Genomic DNA, 20,567 nt, shown 5'->3' on the forward strand with positions numbered 1-20,567 from the left:
GTGCGCGGGCCCCGTACCGTACGGGGCCCGCGCACCGACCGGCGGCCCCCGGCCGGACGCGGGAACGGCGCCGGTATCGTCGGGTATGCCCGCCCGCCCCCGTCCCGCCCGCACCCCCCGACCCGTGGAGCCACCATGTCCGGCCCGTCAGCCCCCCGTCGCACTCTGCTCAAGGGGGCCGCGCTCGCCGGTGCGGCCGGGCTCGGCGTGGCCGCCTGCACGACCGAGTCGAAGCTCGGGCACGCCCAGGCACCCACCCCGACCGAGCCCGTCGACCTCGGGGACGCCTCCGCGGTGCCGGTCGGCGGCGCCACCCTCTACCGGAAGCAGCGGCTCGTGGTGAGCTGCCCGGCGGCGGGCACATACAAGGCGTTCAGCGCGCAGTGCACCCACGGCGGCTGCCTGCTGGCGAAGGTGGAGGGCACCGAGGGCGACTGCACCTGCCACGGCAGCAAGTTCGACGTCACCACCGGCGAGCCGATCCACGGCCCGGCCACCGCGCCGCTGCCCGAGGTGCCGGTGTCGGCGCGCGGCGGCCGGCTCGTCGCGGGACCCGGCGCCGGCCCGGCCGAGGGCCTCAAGCGCTGAGACCGGCGGACGGAGACCGGCAGGCCGCGACAGCCCCGGGCCCCGCCAGGAGGCCGGTCACCGTCGGCCACCCCCGCTGTCAGTGCCCGACAGTAGGGTGGAGTACATGGCCGACCCCTCCAGCTACCGCCCCAAGCCGGGACAGATCCCCGACTCGCCGGGGGTCTACAAGTTCCGCGACGAACACCGCCGGGTGATCTACGTCGGGAAGGCGAAAAGCCTGCGCCAGCGGCTCGCCAGCTACTTCCAGGACCTCTCCGGACTGCATCCGCGCACCCGCTCCATGGTCACCACGGCCGCCTCCGTCGAGTGGACCGTCGTCTCCACCGAGGTCGAGGCGCTCCAGCTGGAGTACTCGTGGATCAAGGAGTACGACCCCCGGTTCAACGTCAAGTACCGCGACGACAAGAGCTATCCGTCCCTCGCCGTCACGCTGAACGAGAAGTTCCCCCGGGTCCAGGTCATGCGCGGCGCCAAGAAGAAGGGCGTGCGCTACTTCGGACCGTACGGACACGCCTGGGCCATCCGCGAGACCGTCGACCTGATGCTCCGCGTCTTTCCCGTACGCACCTGCTCCGCAGGGGTGTTCAAGAACGCGGCGCGCACCGGCCGCCCCTGCCTCCTCGGCTACATCGACAAGTGCTCGGCGCCCTGCGTCGGCCGGGTCACCCCCGAGGAGCACCGCGAACTGGCCGAGGAGTTCTGCGACTTCATGGCCGGCCGCACCGGTACGTACATCCGCCGGCTGGAGAAGCGGATGACGGACGCCGCCGAGGAGATGGAGTACGAACGGGCCGCCCGGCTGCGGGACGACATAGAGGCCCTGCGCCGCGCGATGGAGAAGAACGCCGTCGTCCTCGCCGACGCCACCGACGCCGACCTGATCGCCCTCGCCGAGGACGAACTGGAGGCCGCCGTACAGATCTTCCACGTCCGCGGCGGCCGGGTCCGCGGCCAGCGCGGCTGGGTCACCGACAAGGTCGAGGCCGTCGACACGGCCGGCCTCGTGGAGCACGCGCTCCAGCAGCTCTACGGCGAGGAGCGCGGCGACACCGTCCCCAAGGAGGTGCTCGTCCCCGCCCTCCCGGAGGACGCCGGCGCCGTCACCGAGTGGCTCAGCGCGCGCCGCGGCGCCCAGGTCTCGCTGCGCGTCCCGCAGCGCGGCGACAAGAAGGACCTGATGGCGACGGTCGGGCGCAACGCCCAGCAGTCCCTGATCCTGCACAAGACCAAGCGCGCCAGCGATCTCACCACCCGCTCCCGCGCCCTGGAGGAGATCTCCCGGGCCCTCGGACTGGACAGCGTGCCGCTGCGCGTCGAGTGCTTCGACATCTCGCACCTCCAGGGCGACGACGTCGTGGCGTCCATGGTGGTCTTCGAGGACGGCCTCGCACGCAAGAGCGAGTACCGCCGCTTCGAGATCAAGACCTTCGAGGGCCAGGACGACGTCCGGTCGATGCACGAGGTCCTCACGCGCCGCTTCCGCCGCTATCTCCAGGAGAAGGAGCGGACGGGCGAGTGGGCCGAGGAGACCGGGGAATCCGGCGAACCCCGCCCCGAGGACGACGGCCGCCCCAAGCGCTTCGCCTACCCGCCCCAGCTCGTCGTGGTCGACGGCGGACAGCCCCAGGTCGCCGCCGCCCAGCGCGCCCTCGACGAACTGGGCATCGACGACGTCGCCGTCTGCGGCCTCGCCAAGCGCCTCGAAGAGGTCTGGCTGCCCGGCGAGAGCGACCCGGTGGTGCTGCCGCGCTCCAGCGAGGGCCTCTATCTGCTCCAGCGGGTACGGGACGAGGCGCACCGCTTCGCCATCACCTATCAGCGGGCCAAACGGGCCAAACGGATCAGGTCGGGCCCGCTGGACGACGTCGCCGGCCTCGGCGAGTCCCGGAAACAGGCACTCATCAAGCATTTCGGCTCGGTGAAGCGCCTCCGGCAGGCGACAATCGATCAGATCTGCGAGGTTCCCGGTGTGGGCCGCAAGACCGCGGAGGCGGTCGCCGTCGCCCTCGCCGCCGCGGCCCCGGCCGCACCCGCCGTGAACACGGCAACAGGAGAGATCATGGAAGACAACGGGGGCACCACGCATGACTGAGCACGACCGGGACGGAGCTGCGCACGTGAGTACGGGCACCACGAAGGAGAACGGTGAGGCCGTCGAGGCGGCCATCCCCGAGCTGGTGATCATCTCCGGCATGTCCGGCGCCGGCCGCAGCACCGCGGCCAAGTGTCTGGAGGACCTCGGCTGGTTCGTCGTGGACAACCTGCCGCCCGCGCTGATCCCCACCATGGTGGAGCTGGGCGCGCGCTCCCAGGGCAATGTGGCGCGGATCGCGGTCGTCGTGGACGTCCGCGGCCGGCGCTTCTTCGACAACCTCCGCGAATCCCTCGCCGACCTCGACGCCAAGGAGGTCACCCGGCGGATCGTCTTCCTGGAGTCCTCCGACGACGCCCTGGTCCGCCGCTTCGAATCCGTCCGCCGCCCGCACCCCCTCCAGGGCGACGGCCGCATCGTCGACGGCATCGAGGCTGAGCGCGATCTGCTGCGCGAGCTGCGCGGCGACGCCGACCTGGTGATCGACACCTCCAGCCTCAACGTCCACGAGCTGCGCAGCAAGATGGACGCGCAGTTCGCGGGCGACGAGAAGCCGGAGCTGCGGGCCACCGTCATGTCCTTCGGCTACAAGTACGGCCTGCCCGTCGACGCCGACCTCGTCGTGGACTGCCGCTTCCTGCCCAACCCGCACTGGGTCCCCGAGCTGCGCCCCTTCACCGGGCTCAACGACGAGGTCTCCACCTACGTCTTCAACCAGCCGGGCGCCAAGGAGTTCCTCGACCGCTACACCGAGCTGCTCCAGCTGATCGCCGCCGGCTACCGCCGCGAGGGCAAGCGCTATGTGACCGTCGCCGTCGGCTGCACGGGCGGCAAGCACCGCTCCGTCGCGATGTCCGAGAAGCTCGGCGCGCGACTGGCCGCGGAGGGTGTCGAGACCGTCGTCGTGCACCGGGACCTGGGGCGCGAGTGACCGGACGGACCTTCCGTATGCGCCGGCTGCGGCGGGGCGTACCGACGCTGTCGGCGCGCGGGCGCGGGCGCGGTGCCCAGCCGAAGGTCGTCGCCCTCGGCGGTGGCATGGGGCTGTCGGCCTCCCTCGCCGCCCTCCGCCGGATCACCGGCGATCTCACGGCCGTCGTCACCGTCGCCGACGACGGCGGCTCCAGCGGCCGGCTCCGCGACGAGCTGGGCGTCCTGCCGCCCGGCGACCTGCGCAAGGCTCTGGCGGCGCTCTGCGGCGACGACGACTGGGGCCAGACCTGGTCGCGGGTGATCCAGCACCGCTTCCAGTCCAAGGGCGAGCTGCACGAACACGCGGTCGGCAATCTGCTGATCGTCGCCCTCTGGGAGCAGCTCGGCGACCATGTCCAGGCCCTCGACCTGGTCGGCAAGCTCCTCGGCGCCCACGGCCGGGTGCTGCCCATGTCCGCCGTACCGCTGGAGCTCCAGGCCCTCGTACGGGGCCACGACCCGGCCCGCCCGGACGAGGTCGACACCGTACGGGGCCAGGCGACCGTCGCCCTCACCCGCGGCGAGGTGCAGTCCGTCCACCTCGTGCCGAACGATCCGCCGGCCGTCCCCGAGGCGGTCGCCGCGGTCCTGGACGCCGACTGGGTGGTGCTCGGTCCCGGGTCCTGGTTCTCCTCCGTGATCCCGCACCTGCTGGTGCCCGAACTGCTCGACGCGCTCGTCGCGACCAAGGCCCGCCGGGTCCTCTCGCTGAACCTCGCTCCGCAACCGGGCGAAACCGATGGCTTCTCACCGCAGCGTCATTTGGAGGTTTTGGGGCGACACGCCCCTAAACTCGCCTTGGACGTGGTGCTGGCCGACGAGGCCGCCGTGCCTGACTGCGAGTCTCTCTCCGATGCCGCGAAACGGTTCGGTGCCGCGGTCGAGCTGGCGCCGGTGGCAGCGCCCGACAGCTCGCCGGTCCATGATCCCGAGCTGTTGGCAGCCGCGTACGACCGTATTTTTCGGATGCATGGAAGGATCGGCCCATGGCGATGACGCCAGCGGTGAAGGACGAGATCGCCCGCCTCCCCGTCACCCGGACGTGCTGCAGGAAGGCGGAGGTCTCGGCGATCCTTCGGTTCGCGGGCGGGCTGCACCTGGTGAGCGGCCGCATCGTGATCGAAGCGGAGCTGGACACCAGCATCGCCGCGCGCCGGCTGCGCAAGGACATCCTGGAGATCTTCGGGCACAACTCGGAGCTGGTGGTGATGGCCCCCGGCGGGCTGCGCCGCGGCAGCCGTTACGTCGTACGGGTGATCACCGGCGGTGATCAGCTGGCCCGGCAGACCGGCCTGGTGGACGGCCGGGGGCGCCCGATCCGCGGGCTGCCCCCGCAGGTCGTCTCCGGCGCCACCTGTGACGCGGAGGCCGCCTGGCGCGGCGCGTTCCTGGCGCACGGCTCGCTCACCGAGCCGGGCCGCTCCTCCTCGCTGGAGGTGACCTGCCCCGGGCCGGAGGCCGCCCTCGCGCTGGTCGGCGCGGCCCGCAGGCTCCAGATCGCCGCCAAGGCCCGCGAGGTGCGCGGTGTGGACCGCGTGGTCGTCAGGGACGGGGACGCGATCGGCGCGCTGCTGACCCGGCTCGGGGCGCACGAGTCGGTGCTGGCCTGGGAGGAGCGGCGGATGCGCCGCGAGGTCCGCGCCACGGCCAACCGGCTCGCCAACTTCGACGACGCGAACCTGCGCCGTTCCGCCCGCGCGGCGGTCGCCGCCGGCGCCCGGGTGCAGCGCGCGCTGGAGATCCTCGGCGAGGAGGTGCCCGAGCACCTCGCCGCCGCCGGCCGGCTGCGCATGGAGCACAAGCAGGCGTCGCTGGAGGAGCTGGGCGCGCTCGCCGACCCGCCGCTGACCAAGGACGCGGTGGCCGGGCGGATCCGGCGGCTGCTGGCCATGGCCGACAAGCGGGCGCAGGATCTGGGGATCCCGGGCACCGAGTCCAACCTCAGCGAGGATCTCGCCGACGGCCTCGTCGGCTGACGCGAACACCGGTGCGACCCGGGTACGAACCCCGGCGTGAACGCGTCCGCGGGCTGATCCGGGCGGTGCCGGGTCTGTCCGTACTCGCCGGTAATGGCGGGTGCGGGCCGGGCCCGGCTCCCGGGGCGACTCGGATGTCACCACGCGGCCCGGGGAGAGGTAGGGTCATAAGCGGTCGGGGACATCCCATACAACTCGCCGGCGTCGAAACCCGGCGTACCAACGAGGAGATCGGTTCGTGACGATCCGCGTAGGCATCAACGGCTTTGGCCGCATCGGTCGTAACTACTTCCGCGCGCTGCTGGAGCAGGGTGCAGACATCGAGATCGTGGCTGTCAACGACCTGGGTGACACTGCGACCACGGCGCATCTGCTGAAGTACGACACCATCCTGGGCCGCCTCAAGGCCGAGGTGACCCACACCGCCGACACGATCACGGTCGACGGTCACACCATCAAGGTGCTCTCCGAGCGCGACCCGGCCGACATCCCCTGGGGTGAGCTGGGCGTCGACATCGTCATCGAGTCGACCGGCATCTTCACCAAGAAGGCCGACGCCGCGAAGCACATCGCCGGTGGCGCCAAGAAGGTCCTCATCTCGGCTCCGGCCTCGGACGAGGACATCACGATCGTGCTCGGTGTCAACGAGGACAAGTACGACCCGGCGAACCACCACATCATCTCCAACGCCTCCTGCACCACCAACTGTGTGGCGCCGATGGCCAAGGTTCTCCTGGAGAACTTCGGCATCGTCTCGGGCCTGATGACCACGGTCCACGCGTACACCAGCGACCAGCGTCTGCAGGACTTCCCGCACAAGGACCTGCGCCGCGCCCGCGCCGCCGCCGAGAACATCATTCCGGCGAGCACCGGTGCGGCCAAGGCCCTCGGCCTGGTCATCCCGGAGCTGGCGGGCAAGCTCAACGGCATGGCGATGCGCGTTCCGGTCCCGACCGGTTCCGTCACCGACCTGGTCGTCGAGACGGAGCGCGTGGTGACCAAGGAAGAGGTCAACGCCGCGTTCCAGAAGGCCTCGCAGGGTGAGCTGAAGGGCTACCTCGACTACACCGAGGACCCGATCGTCTCCTCGGACATCGTCAACTGGCCGGCCTCCTGCACCTTCGACTCTTCCCTGACCATGGTTCAGGGCAACAGTGTGAAGATCATCGGCTGGTACGACAACGAGTGGGGCTACTCCAACCGTCTGGTCGACCTGACCGTCTTCGTCGGCGGCCAGCTCTGATTCAGGGCCTCTGAATCCAGGGCCGACAGGCATCTCGATATGAGCGACAGGGCTCGGTCGGCGCACACGCGGCGCTGTTCGAGCCCTGTTGGCCTGTCCAGACATTCCAAGGAGTGCAGCAGCAGATGAAGACGATCGACGAACTTCTCGCAGAAGGGGTCGCCGGCAAGCGCGTATTCGTCCGCGCCGACCTCAATGTGCCGCTGGACGGCACCACCATCACCGACGACGGCCGTATCCGCGCCGTCCAGCCGACGATCGCCCGGCTCGCCGAGGCCGGCGCCCGCGTGATCGTCGCCTCCCACCTGGGCCGCCCCAAGGGCGCCCCGGACCCCGCCTTCTCCCTCGCGCCCGCCGCCGCGCGCCTCGGTGAACTCCTGGGCACCGACGTGGCGTTCGCGACCGACACGGTCGGCGAGTCCGCCACCGCCACCGTCGCGGCGCTCACCGACGGCCGGGTCGCCGTCATCGAGAACCTCCGCTTCAACGCGGGCGAGACCGCGAAGGACGACGCCGAGCGCGGCGCCTTCGCCGACCAGCTGGCCGCGCTGGCCGATGTGTACGTGGGCGACGGCTTCGGCGCCGTCCACCGCAAGCACGCCTCGGTGTACGACCTGCCGGCCCGGCTGCCGCACGCCGCCGGATATCTGATCGCCACCGAGGTCGGGGTGCTCAGGAAGCTCACCGACGACGTGAAGCGGCCGTACGCGGTCGTCCTCGGCGGTGCCAAGGTCTCCGACAAGCTCGCGGTCATCGACCATCTGCTGGAGCGCGCCGACCGGATCCTGGTCGGCGGCGGCATGGTCTTCACCTTCCTCAAGGCGCAGGGCCACGAGATCGGCTCCTCGCTCGTCCAGGAGGACCAGATCCCGGCCGTCCGCGAGTACCTGGAGCGGGCGAAGGAGCGCGGCGTGGAGTTCGTGCTCCCCGTCGACGTCGTGGTCGCGGCCGGGTTCCCCGACCTGAAGGCCAAGGCGCCGACCCACCCCGAGACGGTGGCGGCGGACGCCATTCCGGCCGGCCGGATGGGCCTGGACATCGGCCCGGAGACCGGCCGGCTCTACGCCTCGAAGCTCGCCGACGCGGCCACCGTCTTCTGGAACGGTCCGATGGGCGTCTTCGAGCACCCCGACTACGCCGAGGGCACCCGGGCCGTCGCCCAGGCCCTCGTCGACTCCCCGGGCTTCTCGGTGGTCGGCGGTGGCGACTCCGCCGCCGCCGTCCGCATCCTGGGCTTCGACGAGAAGGCATTCGGCCATATCTCGACCGGTGGCGGCGCCAGCCTCGAATACCTCGAGGGCAAGACGCTTCCCGGCCTCGCCGCACTGGAGGACTGACAGTTCATGAGCACTTCGAACGGAACGACCGGCCGCACCCCGCTGATGGCGGGCAACTGGAAGATGAACCTCAACCACCTTGAGGCCATCGCGCACACCCAGAAGCTGGCCTTCGCGCTGACCGACAAGGACTACGACGCCGTGGAGGTCGCCGTCCTGGCGCCCTTCACCGATCTGCGGTCCGTGCAGACCCTGGTCGACGGCGACAAACTCAAGATCAAGTACGGCGCCCAGGACATCTCGGCGTACGACTCGGGCGCGTACACCGGGGAGATCTCCGGCCCGATGCTCGCCAAGCTGAAGTGCGCGTACGTCGCGGTCGGGCACTCCGAGCGGCGGCAGTACCACGCCGAGTCGGACGAGATCTGCAACGCCAAGGTGAAGGCCGCGTTCAAGCACGGCCTGACCCCGATCCTCTGCGTCGGCGAGGGCCTGGACATCCGCAAGGCCGGTGACCAGGTGTCCTACACCCTGGCCCAGCTCGACGGCGGCCTCAAGGACATCCCGGCCGAGCAGGCCGAGTCCGTCGTGATCGCGTACGAGCCGGTGTGGGCCATCGGCACCGGCGAGGTCGCCACCCCCGACGACGCCCAGGAGGTCTGCTCGGCCATCCGCGGGCGGCTCGCCGAGCTGTACTCGCAGGAGCTGGCCGACAAGGTCCGCATCCAGTACGGCGGCTCCGTAAAGTCCGGGAATGTCGCCGCGATCATGGCGCAGCCGGATGTGGACGGGGCCCTGGTGGGCGGCGCGGCGCTGGACGCCGACGAGTTCGTCAAGATCGTCAGGTTCCGCGACCAGTGAGTATGCGGTAGCAAGGATCCGTCGTACCCTGGCGGGGGCCGGGAGGCACAGCCCCTCGGCCCCCGCCATCCGTTGTCCGGCAGGTCGGTCCTGCCGGTTCTGCCCGTCCGAGGAAGTTGGTCCAGCCGTGGTCATGGGGTTCTCGATCGCCCTCATCATCTTCAGCCTGCTGATGATGCTGCTGGTGCTGATGCACAAGGGGAAGGGCGGCGGCCTCTCCGACATGTTCGGTGGCGGAATGCAGTCGTCCGTCGGGGGTTCCTCGGTCGCCGAGCGTAACCTCGACCGCATCACCGTTGTTGTCGGTCTGCTGTGGTTCGCGTGCATTGTCGTGCTTGGTCTGCTGCTGAAGCTGGACAGCTGAGCATACGTACGGTACGGCACCCGGGCGCGGCCTATCATGAGGTTCCGCGCCCGGCGGCTGAGGGAGTAACTCCCTTCACTGGACGCGCGTTGGGCCTTACGTAGACTGTGGCCAGCCCGGCAGCGGAGCTGCCTATCGACGCATTGCGGCACCATCACGCAGGGAGTTACGACCGTGGCAAGTGGCAACGCGATCCGGGGAAGCCGGGTCGGCGCGGGGCCGATGGGTGAGGCCGAGCGCGGCGAGTCCGCGCCCCGCCTGCGCATTTCCTTCTGGTGCTCGAACGGGCACGAGACGGTGCCGAGCTTCGCCAGTGACGCGCAGGTTCCGGAGACGTGGGACTGCCCGCGCTGCGGCTTCCCGGCCGGTCAGGACCGGGACAACCCGCCGGACCCGCCGCGCACCGAGCCGTACAAGACGCACCTCGCGTATGTACGGGAACGGCGCAGCGACGCGGACGGCGAAGCGATCCTTGCCGAGGCCCTCGCCAAACTGCGTGGCGAGTTCTAGCCACTTTTTCCGGCCGGACACGGAACAGGTGTCCGGCCGAACCATTTTTGCCCGGCATTGTCCTGGTTTTCGGGCTGCCGGCGTCCGGGCCTCACTGTCAGTGCCACCCCTTACGGTCTGAATCAAGGTCGACCGGAAGGGGGAGTGGTGACGGCTGTCGACACGGAGGAGGCGGCGGCGCCGCCATGGCGCGGAGGGTTCGGCAGGCTCTGGTCGGCCGCGATCGTCTCGCGCTTCGGTGACGCGCTGCGGGCCGCGGCCATGCCTCTGCTGGCCGCCTCGCTCACGGACGATCCCCTGCTGATCGCCTCCGTGACCGCCTGCGGCTATCTGCCGTGGCTGCTGTTCGGACTGCTCGGCGGGGCGGTCGCCGACCGGGTCGACCAGCGGCGGGCGATGTGGGGCGTCGATCTGGTCCGGGGCGCGCTGATGGCGGCCTTCGCGATCGCCGTGGCCCTCGGCCAGGCGTCGATCGCGCTCCTGCTCCTGCTCGCCTTCGTCCTCACGACGCTCCAGACACTCTTCGACAACGCGGCGACGGCCCTGCTGCCGTCGCTGGTCGAGCGGAACGAACTCGGCAGCGCCAACGCCCGCCTGATGACGGGTCAGCAGATAGCCGGGAGCCTGGTCGCGGCCCCGCTGGTGCCCGCGCTGCTCCTGGTGGGCGTGGCCGCGCCGCACGCGGCCAACGCCGTCACCTACGGTCTGGCGGGACTGCTGATCGTCTCGCTGCGGGCCGAGGCCCCGGAGCGGCCGGCGCGCACCGCGGGCTCCACCCTGCGGGGCGAGATCGCCGAGGGGCTGCGCTTCCTGGTGCGGGACCGGACGCTGCGCGGGCTGTGCCTGGCGACGACGCTCTGCAACATCGGGATGAGCGCGCTGATCGCCACCCTGGTGCTGCATGTCACGGGCTGGCTGGGCGCGGGGAACAGCGGGTACGCCCTGACGCTCACCGCCTTCGGGGTGGGGAGCGCGGTGGGCGGGCTGCTGGCGAAGCGGATCGCCGAGCGGACCGGCAGGGTGCGTGCCATGTTCCTCGCCGGAACGGTGCAGATCGGCTGTCTGGTCGTCCTGGGATCGGTACGCGAGATCTGGGCGGCGGTCTGCTGCCTGGGGGTCTTCGGAGCCATGAACATGGTGTGGAACGTGCAGCAGGCGACCCTGATGCAGGAGCGCAGCCCCCGGGACATGCTGGGCCGGATCAGCTCGGCCTTCCGCACACTCGCGACGGCCGGAGCGCCGCTCGGCGCGCTGCTGGGCGGTGCCGCGGCGGCCGGCTGGGGACTGAACGCCCCGGCTCTCCTGACCGCCGGGTTCTTCGTACTGGCTGTCGCATCACTCGGCTCCCTGATCAATTAAGTTGGGAGGACAGCGGGGTTCGCGTACACGTACGACAATGAATGGGCTGATGTCCGAATGAACGCAGAGGGACGTACCAGGCTCAACCGGACGCCCGAGTGGAGCGCGCTGGGCAAGCACCGGGAGCAGCTCGGAGAGGTGAGCCTGCGGGAGCTGTTCGCCGCCGATCCGGCGCGCGGTACCGGCTACACCCTCCAGGTGGGCGATCTTCACCTGGACTACTCCAAGCACCTGGTGACGGACGAGACGCTGGCGCTGCTGCGTGAGCTGGCGGCGGCCACCGGGGTCGCCGAGCTGCGCGACGCCATGTTCCGCGGCGAGAAGATCAACACCACCGAGGACCGCGCGGTGCTGCACACCGCGCTGCGCGCGCCCCGTGACGCCGTGATCGAGGTGGACGGCGAGAACGTCGTACCGGCGGTGCACGCCGTACTGGACAAGATGGGTGCCTTCGCCGAGCGGATCAGGTCCGGCGAGTGGACCGGCCACACCGGCCGCCCCATCAAGAACATCGTCAACATCGGCATCGGCGGCTCCGACCTCGGGCCCGCGATGGCGTACGAGGCGCTCCGCTCCTTCACCGACCGCGAGCTGACGCTCCGCTTCGTCTCCAACGTGGACGGCGCCGACCTGCACGAGGCCGTACGGGACCTGGACCCGGCCGAGACGCTGTTCATCATCGCGTCCAAGACCTTCACCACCATCGAGACCATCACCAACGCCACCTCCGCGCGCGACTGGCTGCTGACCGGCCTGCGCGCCGATCAGAGCGCCGTCGCCAAGCACTTCGTGGCGCTCTCCACGAACGCCGGGAAGGTCGCCGACTTCGGCATCGACACGGCGAACATGTTCGAGTTCTGGGACTGGGTCGGCGGGCGCTACTCGTACGACTCGGCCATCGGGCTCTCCCTGATGATCGCGATCGGCCCCGACCGGTTCCGCGAGATGCTCGACGGCTTCCACCTCGTCGACGAGCACTTCCGTACCGCCGCGCCCGAGGAGAACGCGCCGCTGCTGCTCGGGCTGCTCGGCGTCTGGTACGGGGCGTTCTTCGACGCGCAGTCGCACGCGGTCCTGCCGTACAGCCACTACCTGTCGAAGTTCACGGCCTACCTCCAGCAGCTGGACATGGAGTCCAACGGCAAGTCGGTCGACCGGGACGGCAACCCGGTGGAGTGGCAGACCGGGCCCGTCGTCTGGGGCACGCCGGGCACCAACGGGCAGCACGCGTACTACCAGTTGATCCACCAGGGCACGAAGGTCATCCCGGCCGACTTCATCGGCTTCGCCCGGCCGGTCGCCGATCTGCTGCCCGGCCTGGTCGCGCAGCACGACCTGCTGATGGCCAACTTCTTCGCGCAGACCCAGGCGCTCGCCTTCGGCAAGACGCCCGAGGAGGTACGGGCGGAGGGCGTGCCCGAGGAGCTGGTGCCGCACAAGACCTTCCGCGGCAACCACCCGACCACCACCATCCTCGCCGGGGACCTCACCCCCTCGGTCCTGGGCCAGCTGATCGCGCTGTACGAGCACAAGGTGTTCGTCCAGGGCGCCGTCTGGAACATCGACTCCTTCGACCAGTGGGGCGTCGAACTGGGCAAGGTGCTCGCCAAGAAGATCGAGCCCGTGCTCACCGGGGACGAGAAGGGCGAGGAGCTGGACGGCTCGACCGCGGCGCTCGTCGCCACGTACCGCTCGCTGCGCGGTCGCTGAGCCGATGACCGGGAGGGGGAGACGGTGGCGATAACGGGGGAGACGGTCCGGCTCCGGCCGCCGGACAACACGCTGGATCCGCGCGCCGTCGGCTGGTGGCGTACGCAGTGGCTGCTGCTCACGCTCGGGCCCGTCACCGTCCTGGCCGTGCTGGGGGTGTTCATCACCCCGGCGCGGACCTGGCTGCTGGCCGGGGCCGCCACGCTGGCGGTGCTGGGGCTGCTGTGCACGCTGCTGATACCGGTGTGGTGGTTCCGGGTGCACCGCTGGGAGGTGACGGACGAGGCCGTCTACGTCCGCACCGGCTTCTTCTGGCAGGTGTGGCGGATCGCGCCGATGTCCCGGATCCAGACGGTGGACACCGTGCGCGGTCCGCTGGAGCAGCTCTTCCGGCTCTCCACGGTGATCGTCACCACCGCGTCGGCGGCGGGCGCCGTGGAGATCCGCGGGCTCGACCACGAGCTGGCGGCGGAGCTGGCCGAGCGGCTGACGCTGATCACCCAGGCCACCCCGGGGGATGCCACATGAGCGGGCCCGTGGAGTTCGCGGGGGCCGACGGGCCGACCGGTCCGGATGGGGCGACGGGGTCGGCCGGTCCGGCCGAGGCCGGCGGTCCGGTCGCTGCGCCTGCGGCACCCGCGGCACCCGCAGCCGCCGAGGAGGAGTGGCGGCAGCTCGCGCCGCGGGCCCTGCTGGTCCACGCCTTCGTCATGGCGGGCGTCGTCGGCGGCGGTGGGGTGCCCGCCTTCTTCGCCCTGACCGCCAGAATGCCGCTGCGGCAGGCGCTGTCCTGGCTGCTGGCCGGCGCCGTACTCCTCGTCCTCGCCGCGACGGCCGCGGAGTACGTCCGGTGGCGCCGCACCCGCTACCGCATCGGCCCCGAGCGGGCCGAACTCCACACGGGCCTGTTCGTGCTCGAACGGCGCTCGCTGGCCCGCGAACGGATCCGCAGCGTCGATCTGACCGCCAGCCTCCTCCCGCGGCTCCTCGGCCTGGTCACGGTCCGGATCGGTACGGGCGAGCACGCGGGCGCCGAAGCCACGCTGGAGCTGGACCCCGTCACCAGGGCCGAGGGCGAGCGCCTCCGTACGGAACTCCTCGGCCGCGCCTCCGCCGAGGCACCGGGGGCGCACCGCGAGGGCTTGCTGGCGGCGCTCGACCCGGCCTGGCTGCGGTACGCGCCGATGTCGTTCGTCGCCCCGGTGCTCGGCGGGGCCGCGATCGGGGCCGTGTTCCAGGTCAGCGACTGGTTCGGCGCGCAGAAGCAGGTGTTCCACTGGCTCGACGACCGCTTCCACGACACCCCGTTCGGCTGGATCGTCGCGACCGTCGTGGCCGGAGCCGCGCTCGCCGGTGTGATCGGCGCACTCGGGCTGTGGACCGAGATGTGGTGGAACTACCGGCTGGAGCGGGAGCCCGGCGGCACCCTGCGGGTCCGGCGCGGCCTGCTCACCTCCCGCTCCGTCTCCATCGAGGAGCGGCGGCTGCGCGGGGTGGAGCTGGTCGAGCCGCTCGGGATACGGCTCGCGGGCGCGGCCCGGCTCGACGCGGTCGCCACCGGCCTCTCCCAGGGCGGCGAGGAGGACAAGCACGCCGACCAGAAGTCCCTGCTCCCCGCCGCGCCGCGCGCGGTCGCCGAGTCCGTGGCGGCGCGGGTCCTGCGCGAGCCGGAGTCCCCGACGCGGCCGGCGGTCCTCACCGCGCACCCCCGCGCAGCCCGGGGCCGGCGGCTGCGGTGGGCGCTCGCCGCCGCGCTGGCCCCCGTCGTGATCCTCGCCGTCCTCGGCGCGCTGTTCACCGACGTACTGCTGTACGTGGCGCTGGGCTGCGCCGTGGTGCTGCCCGCGCTCGCCGTCGCGCTCGCCCTCGACGCGTACCGCAATCTGGGCCACGGCATCGGCGGCGGCTATCTGGTCGCGCGCTCCGGCACCCTGCGCCGTACGACGGTGGCCCTCCAGCGCGGCGGCGTCATCGGCTGGACGGTCACCCAGTCGTACTTCCAGCGCCGCGCCGGGCTGCTGACGCTGACGGCGACCACGGCGGCGGGCCAGGGCGCCTACCACGTCCACGACGCGGCGACGGGCGAGGGCCTCGCCTTCGCGGCCGAGGCCGTACCGGGACTGCTGGAGCCCTTCCTCGTCCGCGAGAACCCCACCCCACCGGGCACCGCCCCGAGCATGGAGACGACGACCGCATGACCACCACCAGCCGCAGTACGGTCCTCACGGCCCTCGCCACCGCCGCCGTGAGCGGCCCGCTGCTGACCGGGGTGGGCGCCGCGCCCGCCCACGCCGCCGACGATCTGTACGCCTCCAACACCGACCTCTACACCCGGCTCGCGGGCAGGGAAGGGGCCGACTTCGGCCGCCGCTACAAGCGGCACGAGAAGTCCGACAACAGCATCACCACGGCCTACCCGTTCCACCGCACCACCGTCATGGCACTGCACGGCGGCGGTATCGAGACCGGCACCTCGGAGCTCTGCCTGGGCATCGCGGGCTACCACCCGGCCACCTTCGAGATCAGCCCGGCGGCCGGACCGGTCTACGACTACTGGATGTTCGAGGGTCTGCGGTCGAGCAACAACGGCGAACTGCATGTCACGTCCGTCAACTGCGACGACCGGGTGGCCCTCTCGATGGCGGGCGGCAGCCTCAACGTACTGAGCCTGCACGGCTGTACGGCCGCCCAGGCCGGCGTCGCCGGTACCCGGCCCGAGGCCGTGGTCGTCGGCGGGCTCCACACCGCCTTCAAGGACTATCTGCGCGCGGCCTTCGACAGCGCCGGGTTCCAGACCGTCGACGGCTCGACCGTGCCCGCGCTGGCCGGGGTGCAGCCCCAGAACATCGCCAACCGCACGGTCCTCGGCAAGGGCGGCCAGCTGGAGATCACCACCGAGCTGCGCCAGGCGATGTTCGGCGTCAACACCCGCGCCGGGCGGCCCGGTTCCACCACCGAGGTCTTCGACCGCTTCGTGGCCGCCACCCGCACGGCGATCGCGCGCCTGGAGGCACGGACGGACCAGGCCGTTCTCTGAACGCTCCGAGCACCGCAACGGCGTCGGCCCGCCCCCGGGATACGGGTGCGGGCCGACGCCGTTGCTGTCTCGTTCGTACGGTCAGGCCGAGGCCGGCGGATAGAGGCCGCGCGGCAGCGCCGAGGCAGCCGCCGCGTCCAGCAGCCAGAGCGTGCGGCCACGGCCGTACGCGCCCGCCGCCGGGGCCTGGATCTCGCCCGCGCCGGACAGCGCTATCTCCGCCGCCTTCGCCTTGTCCTCGCCCGCCGCCAGCAGCCACACCTCGTGCGCCGCCCGGATCGCGGGCAGCGTGAGCGAGATACGGACCGGCGGCGGCTTGGGCGCGCCGTGTACGGCGACGACCGTGCGCTCGGTCTCCCGCACGGCGGGCAGCTCGGGGAAGAGCGACGCGACATGCGTGTCGGGCCCGACGCCCAGCATCAGGACGTCGAACGTCGGCACCGGACCGTGGTCCTCGGGCCGGGACGCGGCGGCCAGCTCCGTGGCGTACGCGGCGGCAGCCGCCTCCACATCGCTGCCGTAAGGCCCGTCCGACGCCGGCATCGCGTGCACCCGCGCGGGGTCCAGCGGCACCGAGTCGAGCAGCGCCGCCCGCGCCTGGGTGATGTTGCGCTCCGGGTCGCCCTCCGGCAGGAAGCGCTCGTCCCCCCACCACAGATCGAGCCGGGACCAGTCCACCGCGTCCCGGGCGGGCGCCGCCGACAGCGCGGCCAGCAGCCCGTTGCCGTTGCGGCCGCCCGTCAGCACCACCGAGGCGGTGCCGCGGGCGGCCTGGGCGTCCACGATCCTCGTGATCAGCCGGGCCGCGGCGGCCTGCGCCATCAGCTCCTTGTCGCGGTGGACGACAAGCTGGGGCGTGTTCACTTCGAGGCCGCCTTCTTCACCGGCATGCTCGCGGGCGTGACGGCCGAGGCCGGCGCGTGCTCCGAGGAGCCCGCCTCCCGGGTCGGCAGCGGCGGCAGCGCGGGCTTCGCCGGGTCACCCAGCCGGTGCACGCCGAAGCGCAGCGCCGACGCGTAGGTGTCGTCCGGGTCCAGCCGGCGCAGCTCTTCCGCGATCAGCTCGGCCGTGTCACGCCGCTTCAGGGCGACCGCGCGGTCCGGCTGGCCCTGGATGGACAGCGTCGCGAGCCCGCCGTCCGGGCGGTCCAGCGCGATCGGCCCGCAGGTCGTCTCCATCCGTACCGCCGTGAGCCCGGGACCGCCCGAGACACTGCGCCGCACCGGGACCCGCAGCCGGTTCGCCAGCCACATGGCCAGCAGCTCACAGCTCGGGTTGTGCTCCTCGCCCTCGACCTCGACCGAGGTGACCTCGCAGTCCACCTGGTCCAGGGCGGCGGCGACCATCGAGCGCCACGGAGTGATCCGGGTCCACGCCAGGTCCGTGTCGCCCGGGGTGTACGCGTCGGCGCGGGCCGTCAGCTCCTCCACCGGGTTCTCGGAGGCGTAGGTGTCGGTCACGCGGCGCTGGCCCAGCTTGCCCAGCGAGTCCTTCGCCGGGTTGACCGGGGAGTTGACCGGCCACCACACGACGACCGGGGCGTCCGGCAGCAGCAGCGGCAGGACCACCGACTGGGCGTGGTCCATCACATCGCCGTACAGCCGCAGCACGACCGTCTCGCCGGTGCCCGCGTCCGCCCCGACCCGTACCTCGGCGTCGAGGCGGGCCGTGGCGCGGTCGCGCGCCGAGCGGGAGACCCGCTTGACGACGACCAGCTTCCGCGAGGGGTGCTCGCGGGACGCGTCGTTCGCGGCCTTGAGCGCGTCGTACTGGTTCTCCTCGTCGGTGACGAGGACCAGGGTGAGGACCATTCCGACAGCGGGGGTGCCGATCGCCCGGCGCCCCTGCACAAGGGCCTTGTTGATCTTGCTGGACGTGGTGTCCGTAAGGTCGATCTTCATGGCCGACGCCAGCTCCGTCCGTCTCGTGCGAGCATTTCGTCCGCCTCGACCGGACCCCAGGTCCCGGACTCGTACTGCGCGGGCTTGCCGTGCGTGTCCCAGTACCGCTCGATCGGGTCGAGGATCTTCCAGGACAGTTCGACCTCCTCCACACGCGGGAAGAGGTTCGAGTCGCCGAGGAGCACATCGAGGATGAGCCGCTCGTACGCCTCGGGGCTGGACTCCGTGAAGGACTCGCCGTAGGCGAAGTCCATCGAGACGTCCCTGACCTCCATGGAGGTGCCGGGCACCTTCGAGCCGAACCGCATGGTCACGCCCTCGTCCGGCTGGACGCGGATGACCAGGGCGTTCTGCCCCAGCTCCTCCGTGGCCGTGTGGTCGAAGGGGGAGTGCGGGGCGCGCTGGAAGACGACCGCGATCTCCGTGACCCGGCGGCCGAGCCGCTTTCCGGTCCGGAGATAGAACGGGACGCCCGCCCAGCGGCGGTTGTCGATTCCCAGCTTCACGGCGGCGTACGTGTCGGTCTTCGACCGCGTGTCGATGCCGTCTTCCTGGAGGTAGCCGATGGCCTGCTCGCCGCCCTGCCAGCCCTCCGCGTACTGCCCGCGCACCGTGTCCGCGCCGAGGTCCTGGGGCAGCTTCACCGCGCCGAGCACCTTGGTCTTCTCGGCGGCCAGCGCGTCCGCGTCGAAGGAGGCGGGCTCCTCCATCGCGGTCAGCGCGAGCAGCTGGAGCAGGTGGTTCTGGATGACGTCACGGGCGGCGCCGATGCCGTCGTAGTAGCCGGCCCGGCCGCCGATACCGATGTCCTCGGCCATGGTGATCTGGACATGGTCGACATAGGACCGGTTCCAGATCGGCTCGAAGAGGGTGTTGGCGAAGCGGAGCGCCAGAATGTTCTGGACGGTCTCCTTGCCGAGGTAGTGGTCGATCCGGAAGACCTCGTTGGACGGGAAGACCTCGTGGACGACCTTGTTCAGCTCGATCGCCGACTCCAGGTCGTGCCCGAAGGGCTTCTCGATGACGGCACGCCGCCAGGAGCCCTCCGTCTGGTCCGCGAGCCCGTGCTTCTTGAGCTGCTGGACGACCTGCGGGAAGAACTTCGGCGGTACGGAGAGGTAGAAGGCGAAGTTGCCGCCCGTCCCCTGCGCCTTGTCCAGCTCGGCGATGGTCTCCTTCAGGTTCTCGAACGCCTGGTCGTCGTCGAAGACGCCCTGGACGAAGCGCATCCCCTGGACCAGCTGCTGCCAGACCTCCTCGCGGAACGGCGTGCGCGCGTGCTCCTTGACGGCGTCGTGGACCTCCTGTGCGAAGTCCTCGTTCTGCCATTCGCGGCGCGCGAAGCCGATGAGGGAGAAGCCCGGCGGCAGCAGACCACGGTTGGCGAGGTCATACACGGCAGGCATCAGCTTTTTGCGGGACAAATCGCCCGTGACGCCAAAGATGACCAGGCCCGACGGCCCCGCGATACGCGGGAGCCGTCGGTCCGCGGCGTCACGGAGCGGGTTCGCTCCGTGGGTTGAGGTCAAGGGATCAGCCCTCCGAAGGGGCGAGGCGCTTCAGCTCCGCCTCGGTCGACTTGAGCAGGTCAATCCAGGCGGCTTCGAACTTCTCGACGCCCTCGTCCTCCAGCAGCTGTACGACGTCGTCGTACGAGATGCCGAGCTTGTCGACGGCGTCGAGCTCCGCGCGCGCCTGGCCGTACGTACCGCGCACGGTGTCGCCGGTGATCTGTCCGTGGTCACCGGTGGCTTCGAGGGTGGCCTCCGGCATGGTGTTCACCGTGTTGGGGGCGACCAGCTCGTCCACGTACAGGGTGTCCTTGTACGCGGGGTCCTTCACGCCCGTCGAGGCCCACAGCGGACGCTGCTTGTTGGCCTGCGCGCGGTCCAGGGCGGCCCAGCTCTCGCCGCCGAAGACCTCCTCGTACGCCTCGTAGGCGAGACGGGCGTTGGCGAGGGCGGCCTTGCCCTTGAGGGCCTTGGCCTCGGGGGTGTCCAGCGCGTCGAGCCGCTTGTCGATCTCGCTGTCGACACGCGAGACGAAGAAGGAGGCGACCGAGTGGATCGTCGAGAGGTCCAGGCCGGCGGCCTGCGCCTTCTCCAGGCCGGCGATGTAGGCGGCCATCACCTCGCGGTAGCGCTCCAGGGAGAAGATCAGCGTGACATTGACGCTGATGCCCCGGGCGATCGTCTCGGTGATCGCCGGCAGACCGGCCTTGGTCGCCGGGATCTTGATGAGCGTGTTGGGGCGGTCCACCAGCCAGGCGAGCTGACGGGCCTCGGCGATGGTCGCCGCGGTGTTGTGGGCGAGGCGCGGGTCGACCTCGATGGAGACCCGGCCGTCCTGCCCCTGCGTCGCGTCGAAGACCGGACGCAGGATGTCGGCGGCGTCACGGACGTCCGCCGTCGTGATCATGCGGACGGCTTCCTCGACGGTGACCTTGCGGGTGGCGAGGTCGGTCAGCTGGGCCTCGTACCCGTCGCCGCCGGAGATCGCCTTCTGGAAGATCGACGGGTTGGTGGTGACACCCACCACGTGCGACTGGTCGATCAGTTCGGCGAGATTGCCCGACGTGATCCGCTTGCGCGACAGGTCGTCGAGCCAGATCGCGACGCCTTCGTCGGAGAGGCGCTTGAGTGCGTCTGTCATGAGGTTTGCATCTCCTACTGGT

The 20,567-nt window shown here is 71.1% G+C and carries 19 protein-coding genes; 15 read left to right on the plus strand and 4 right to left on the minus strand.

The genetic code is table 11. The features are described 5' to 3' along the window. Positions 1–135: 135 nt before the first annotated feature. From AB0389_RS26285 to AB0389_RS26355, 15 genes are all read left to right on the plus strand, one after another. The gene (locus tag AB0389_RS26285) at positions 136–588 is read left to right on the plus strand and encodes a Rieske (2Fe-2S) protein (protein ID WP_366397951.1); all 453 of its coding nucleotides are present in this window, start codon (positions 136–138) and stop codon (positions 586–588) included. Positions 589–694: 106 nt separating this feature from the next. After that, positions 695–2,683, plus strand: a complete 1,989-nt coding sequence (gene uvrC / locus AB0389_RS26290) for an excinuclease ABC subunit UvrC (RefSeq protein WP_366397952.1) — start codon at positions 695–697, stop codon at positions 2,681–2,683. Next, positions 2,676–3,614, plus strand: a complete 939-nt coding sequence (gene rapZ, locus AB0389_RS26295; protein ID WP_366397953.1) for an RNase adapter RapZ — start codon at positions 2,676–2,678, stop codon at positions 3,612–3,614. The genes uvrC and rapZ overlap by 8 nt, the downstream gene beginning before the upstream one ends. Then, positions 3,611–4,651 (plus strand): uridine diphosphate-N-acetylglucosamine-binding protein YvcK, encoded by a 1,041-nt coding sequence (yvcK, locus tag AB0389_RS26300; protein ID WP_114658634.1) that lies wholly within the window; start codon positions 3,611–3,613, stop codon positions 4,649–4,651. Before rapZ ends, yvcK begins: the two co-directional genes overlap by 4 nt. Then, positions 4,642–5,631 carry a DNA-binding protein WhiA gene (gene whiA / locus AB0389_RS26305; protein ID WP_030353658.1) on the plus strand — a complete coding sequence of 330 codons (990 nt, stop codon included), beginning with the start codon at positions 4,642–4,644 and terminating at the stop codon, positions 5,629–5,631. The genes yvcK and whiA overlap by 10 nt, the downstream gene beginning before the upstream one ends. 238 nt (positions 5,632–5,869) lie before the next feature. Continuing rightward, entirely contained in the window at positions 5,870–6,874 is a 1,005-nt protein-coding gene (gap, locus tag AB0389_RS26310) for a type I glyceraldehyde-3-phosphate dehydrogenase (RefSeq protein ID WP_366397954.1), read from the plus strand. A 125-nt stretch (positions 6,875–6,999) separates the two neighbouring features. After that, the gene (locus AB0389_RS26315) at positions 7,000–8,211 is read left to right on the plus strand and encodes a phosphoglycerate kinase (RefSeq protein ID WP_366397955.1); all 1,212 of its coding nucleotides are present in this window, start codon (positions 7,000–7,002) and stop codon (positions 8,209–8,211) included. A 6-nt stretch (positions 8,212–8,217) separates the two neighbouring features. Next, on the plus strand, positions 8,218–9,012 hold the full coding sequence (gene tpiA, locus AB0389_RS26320; RefSeq protein ID WP_366397956.1) for a triose-phosphate isomerase: 795 nt from the start codon (positions 8,218–8,220) through the stop codon (positions 9,010–9,012). Between the two features lie 133 nt (positions 9,013–9,145). Beyond that, positions 9,146–9,376: a preprotein translocase subunit SecG gene (gene secG / locus AB0389_RS26325; protein WP_181957609.1), complete on the plus strand. Its 231-nt coding sequence runs from the start codon at positions 9,146–9,148 to the stop codon at positions 9,374–9,376. Between the two features lie 222 nt (positions 9,377–9,598). Further along, entirely contained in the window at positions 9,599–9,886 is a 288-nt protein-coding gene (locus AB0389_RS26330; RefSeq protein WP_231717310.1) for an RNA polymerase-binding protein RbpA, read from the plus strand. A 147-nt stretch (positions 9,887–10,033) separates the two neighbouring features. Beyond that, positions 10,034–11,245 carry an MFS transporter gene (locus tag AB0389_RS26335; protein WP_366397957.1) on the plus strand — a complete coding sequence of 404 codons (1,212 nt, stop codon included), beginning with the start codon at positions 10,034–10,036 and terminating at the stop codon, positions 11,243–11,245. A gap of 57 nt (positions 11,246–11,302) precedes the next feature. Further along, positions 11,303–12,955 carry a glucose-6-phosphate isomerase gene (gene pgi / locus AB0389_RS26340; protein ID WP_366397958.1) on the plus strand — a complete coding sequence of 551 codons (1,653 nt, stop codon included), beginning with the start codon at positions 11,303–11,305 and terminating at the stop codon, positions 12,953–12,955. A gap of 30 nt (positions 12,956–12,985) precedes the next feature. After that, entirely contained in the window at positions 12,986–13,483 is a 498-nt protein-coding gene (locus AB0389_RS26345) for a PH domain-containing protein (protein WP_366397983.1), read from the plus strand. Next, positions 13,480–15,153 carry a PH domain-containing protein gene (locus tag AB0389_RS26350; protein WP_366397959.1) on the plus strand — a complete coding sequence of 558 codons (1,674 nt, stop codon included), beginning with the start codon at positions 13,480–13,482 and terminating at the stop codon, positions 15,151–15,153. The genes AB0389_RS26345 and AB0389_RS26350 overlap by 4 nt, the downstream gene beginning before the upstream one ends. Further along, positions 15,150–15,992 carry a poly-gamma-glutamate hydrolase family protein gene (locus AB0389_RS26355; protein ID WP_366397960.1) on the plus strand — a complete coding sequence of 281 codons (843 nt, stop codon included), beginning with the start codon at positions 15,150–15,152 and terminating at the stop codon, positions 15,990–15,992. Before AB0389_RS26350 ends, AB0389_RS26355 begins: the two co-directional genes overlap by 4 nt. 81 nt (positions 15,993–16,073) lie before the next feature. On the opposite strand, the gene pgl is transcribed toward AB0389_RS26355, so the two are convergent. Genes pgl through tal form a run of 4 tightly spaced genes read right to left on the minus strand, consistent with a single transcriptional unit; the run spans position 16,074 to position 20,545 of the window. Then, positions 16,074–16,856 carry a 6-phosphogluconolactonase gene (pgl, locus tag AB0389_RS26360; protein ID WP_366397961.1) on the minus strand — a complete coding sequence of 261 codons (783 nt, stop codon included), beginning with the start codon at positions 16,854–16,856 and terminating at the stop codon, positions 16,074–16,076. Next, on the minus strand, positions 16,853–17,893 hold the full coding sequence (gene opcA / locus AB0389_RS26365) for a glucose-6-phosphate dehydrogenase assembly protein OpcA (protein WP_366397962.1): 1,041 nt from the start codon (positions 17,891–17,893) through the stop codon (positions 16,853–16,855). The genes pgl and opcA overlap by 4 nt, the downstream gene beginning before the upstream one ends. Further along, the gene (gene zwf, locus AB0389_RS26370) at positions 17,890–19,422 is read right to left on the minus strand and encodes a glucose-6-phosphate dehydrogenase (protein ID WP_366397963.1); all 1,533 of its coding nucleotides are present in this window, start codon (positions 19,420–19,422) and stop codon (positions 17,890–17,892) included. The genes opcA and zwf overlap by 4 nt, the downstream gene beginning before the upstream one ends. A 4-nt stretch (positions 19,423–19,426) precedes the next feature. After that, positions 19,427–20,545: a transaldolase gene (gene tal / locus AB0389_RS26375; RefSeq protein WP_366397964.1), complete on the minus strand. Its 1,119-nt coding sequence runs from the start codon at positions 20,543–20,545 to the stop codon at positions 19,427–19,429. Between the last annotated feature and the right edge of the window lie 22 nt (positions 20,546–20,567).

This window comes from Streptomyces sp. NPDC093109 (assembly GCF_040701725.1).
In the GTDB taxonomy this organism is placed as follows: domain Bacteria; phylum Actinomycetota; class Actinomycetes; order Streptomycetales; family Streptomycetaceae; genus Streptomyces.

What these genes read in the sequence shown, in the direction of transcription:
- AB0389_RS26285 (WP_366397951.1), top strand. Translation starts at nt 136, where the DNA reads ATGTCCGGCCCGTCAGCCCCCCGTCGCACTCTGCTCAAGGGGGCCGCG.
- uvrC (WP_366397952.1), top strand. Translation starts at nt 695, where the DNA reads ATGGCCGACCCCTCCAGCTACCGCCCCAAGCCGGGACAGATCCCCGAC.
- rapZ (WP_366397953.1), top strand. Translation starts at nt 2,676, where the DNA reads ATGACTGAGCACGACCGGGACGGAGCTGCGCACGTGAGTACGGGCACC.
- whiA (WP_030353658.1), top strand. Translation starts at nt 4,642, where the DNA reads ATGGCGATGACGCCAGCGGTGAAGGACGAGATCGCCCGCCTCCCCGTC.
- AB0389_RS26315 (WP_366397955.1), top strand. Translation starts at nt 7,000, where the DNA reads ATGAAGACGATCGACGAACTTCTCGCAGAAGGGGTCGCCGGCAAGCGC.
- tpiA (WP_366397956.1), top strand. Translation starts at nt 8,218, where the DNA reads ATGAGCACTTCGAACGGAACGACCGGCCGCACCCCGCTGATGGCGGGC.
- secG (WP_181957609.1), top strand. Translation starts at nt 9,146, where the DNA reads ATGGGGTTCTCGATCGCCCTCATCATCTTCAGCCTGCTGATGATGCTG.
- AB0389_RS26330 (WP_231717310.1), top strand. Translation starts at nt 9,599, where the DNA reads ATGGGTGAGGCCGAGCGCGGCGAGTCCGCGCCCCGCCTGCGCATTTCC.
- pgi (WP_366397958.1), top strand. Translation starts at nt 11,303, where the DNA reads ATGAACGCAGAGGGACGTACCAGGCTCAACCGGACGCCCGAGTGGAGC.
- AB0389_RS26350 (WP_366397959.1), top strand. Translation starts at nt 13,480, where the DNA reads ATGAGCGGGCCCGTGGAGTTCGCGGGGGCCGACGGGCCGACCGGTCCG.
- AB0389_RS26355 (WP_366397960.1), top strand. Translation starts at nt 15,150, where the DNA reads ATGACCACCACCAGCCGCAGTACGGTCCTCACGGCCCTCGCCACCGCC.
- opcA (WP_366397962.1), bottom strand. Translation starts at nt 17,893, where the DNA reads ATGAAGATCGACCTTACGGACACCACGTCCAGCAAGATCAACAAGGCC.
- tal (WP_366397964.1), bottom strand. Translation starts at nt 20,545, where the DNA reads ATGACAGACGCACTCAAGCGCCTCTCCGACGAAGGCGTCGCGATCTGG.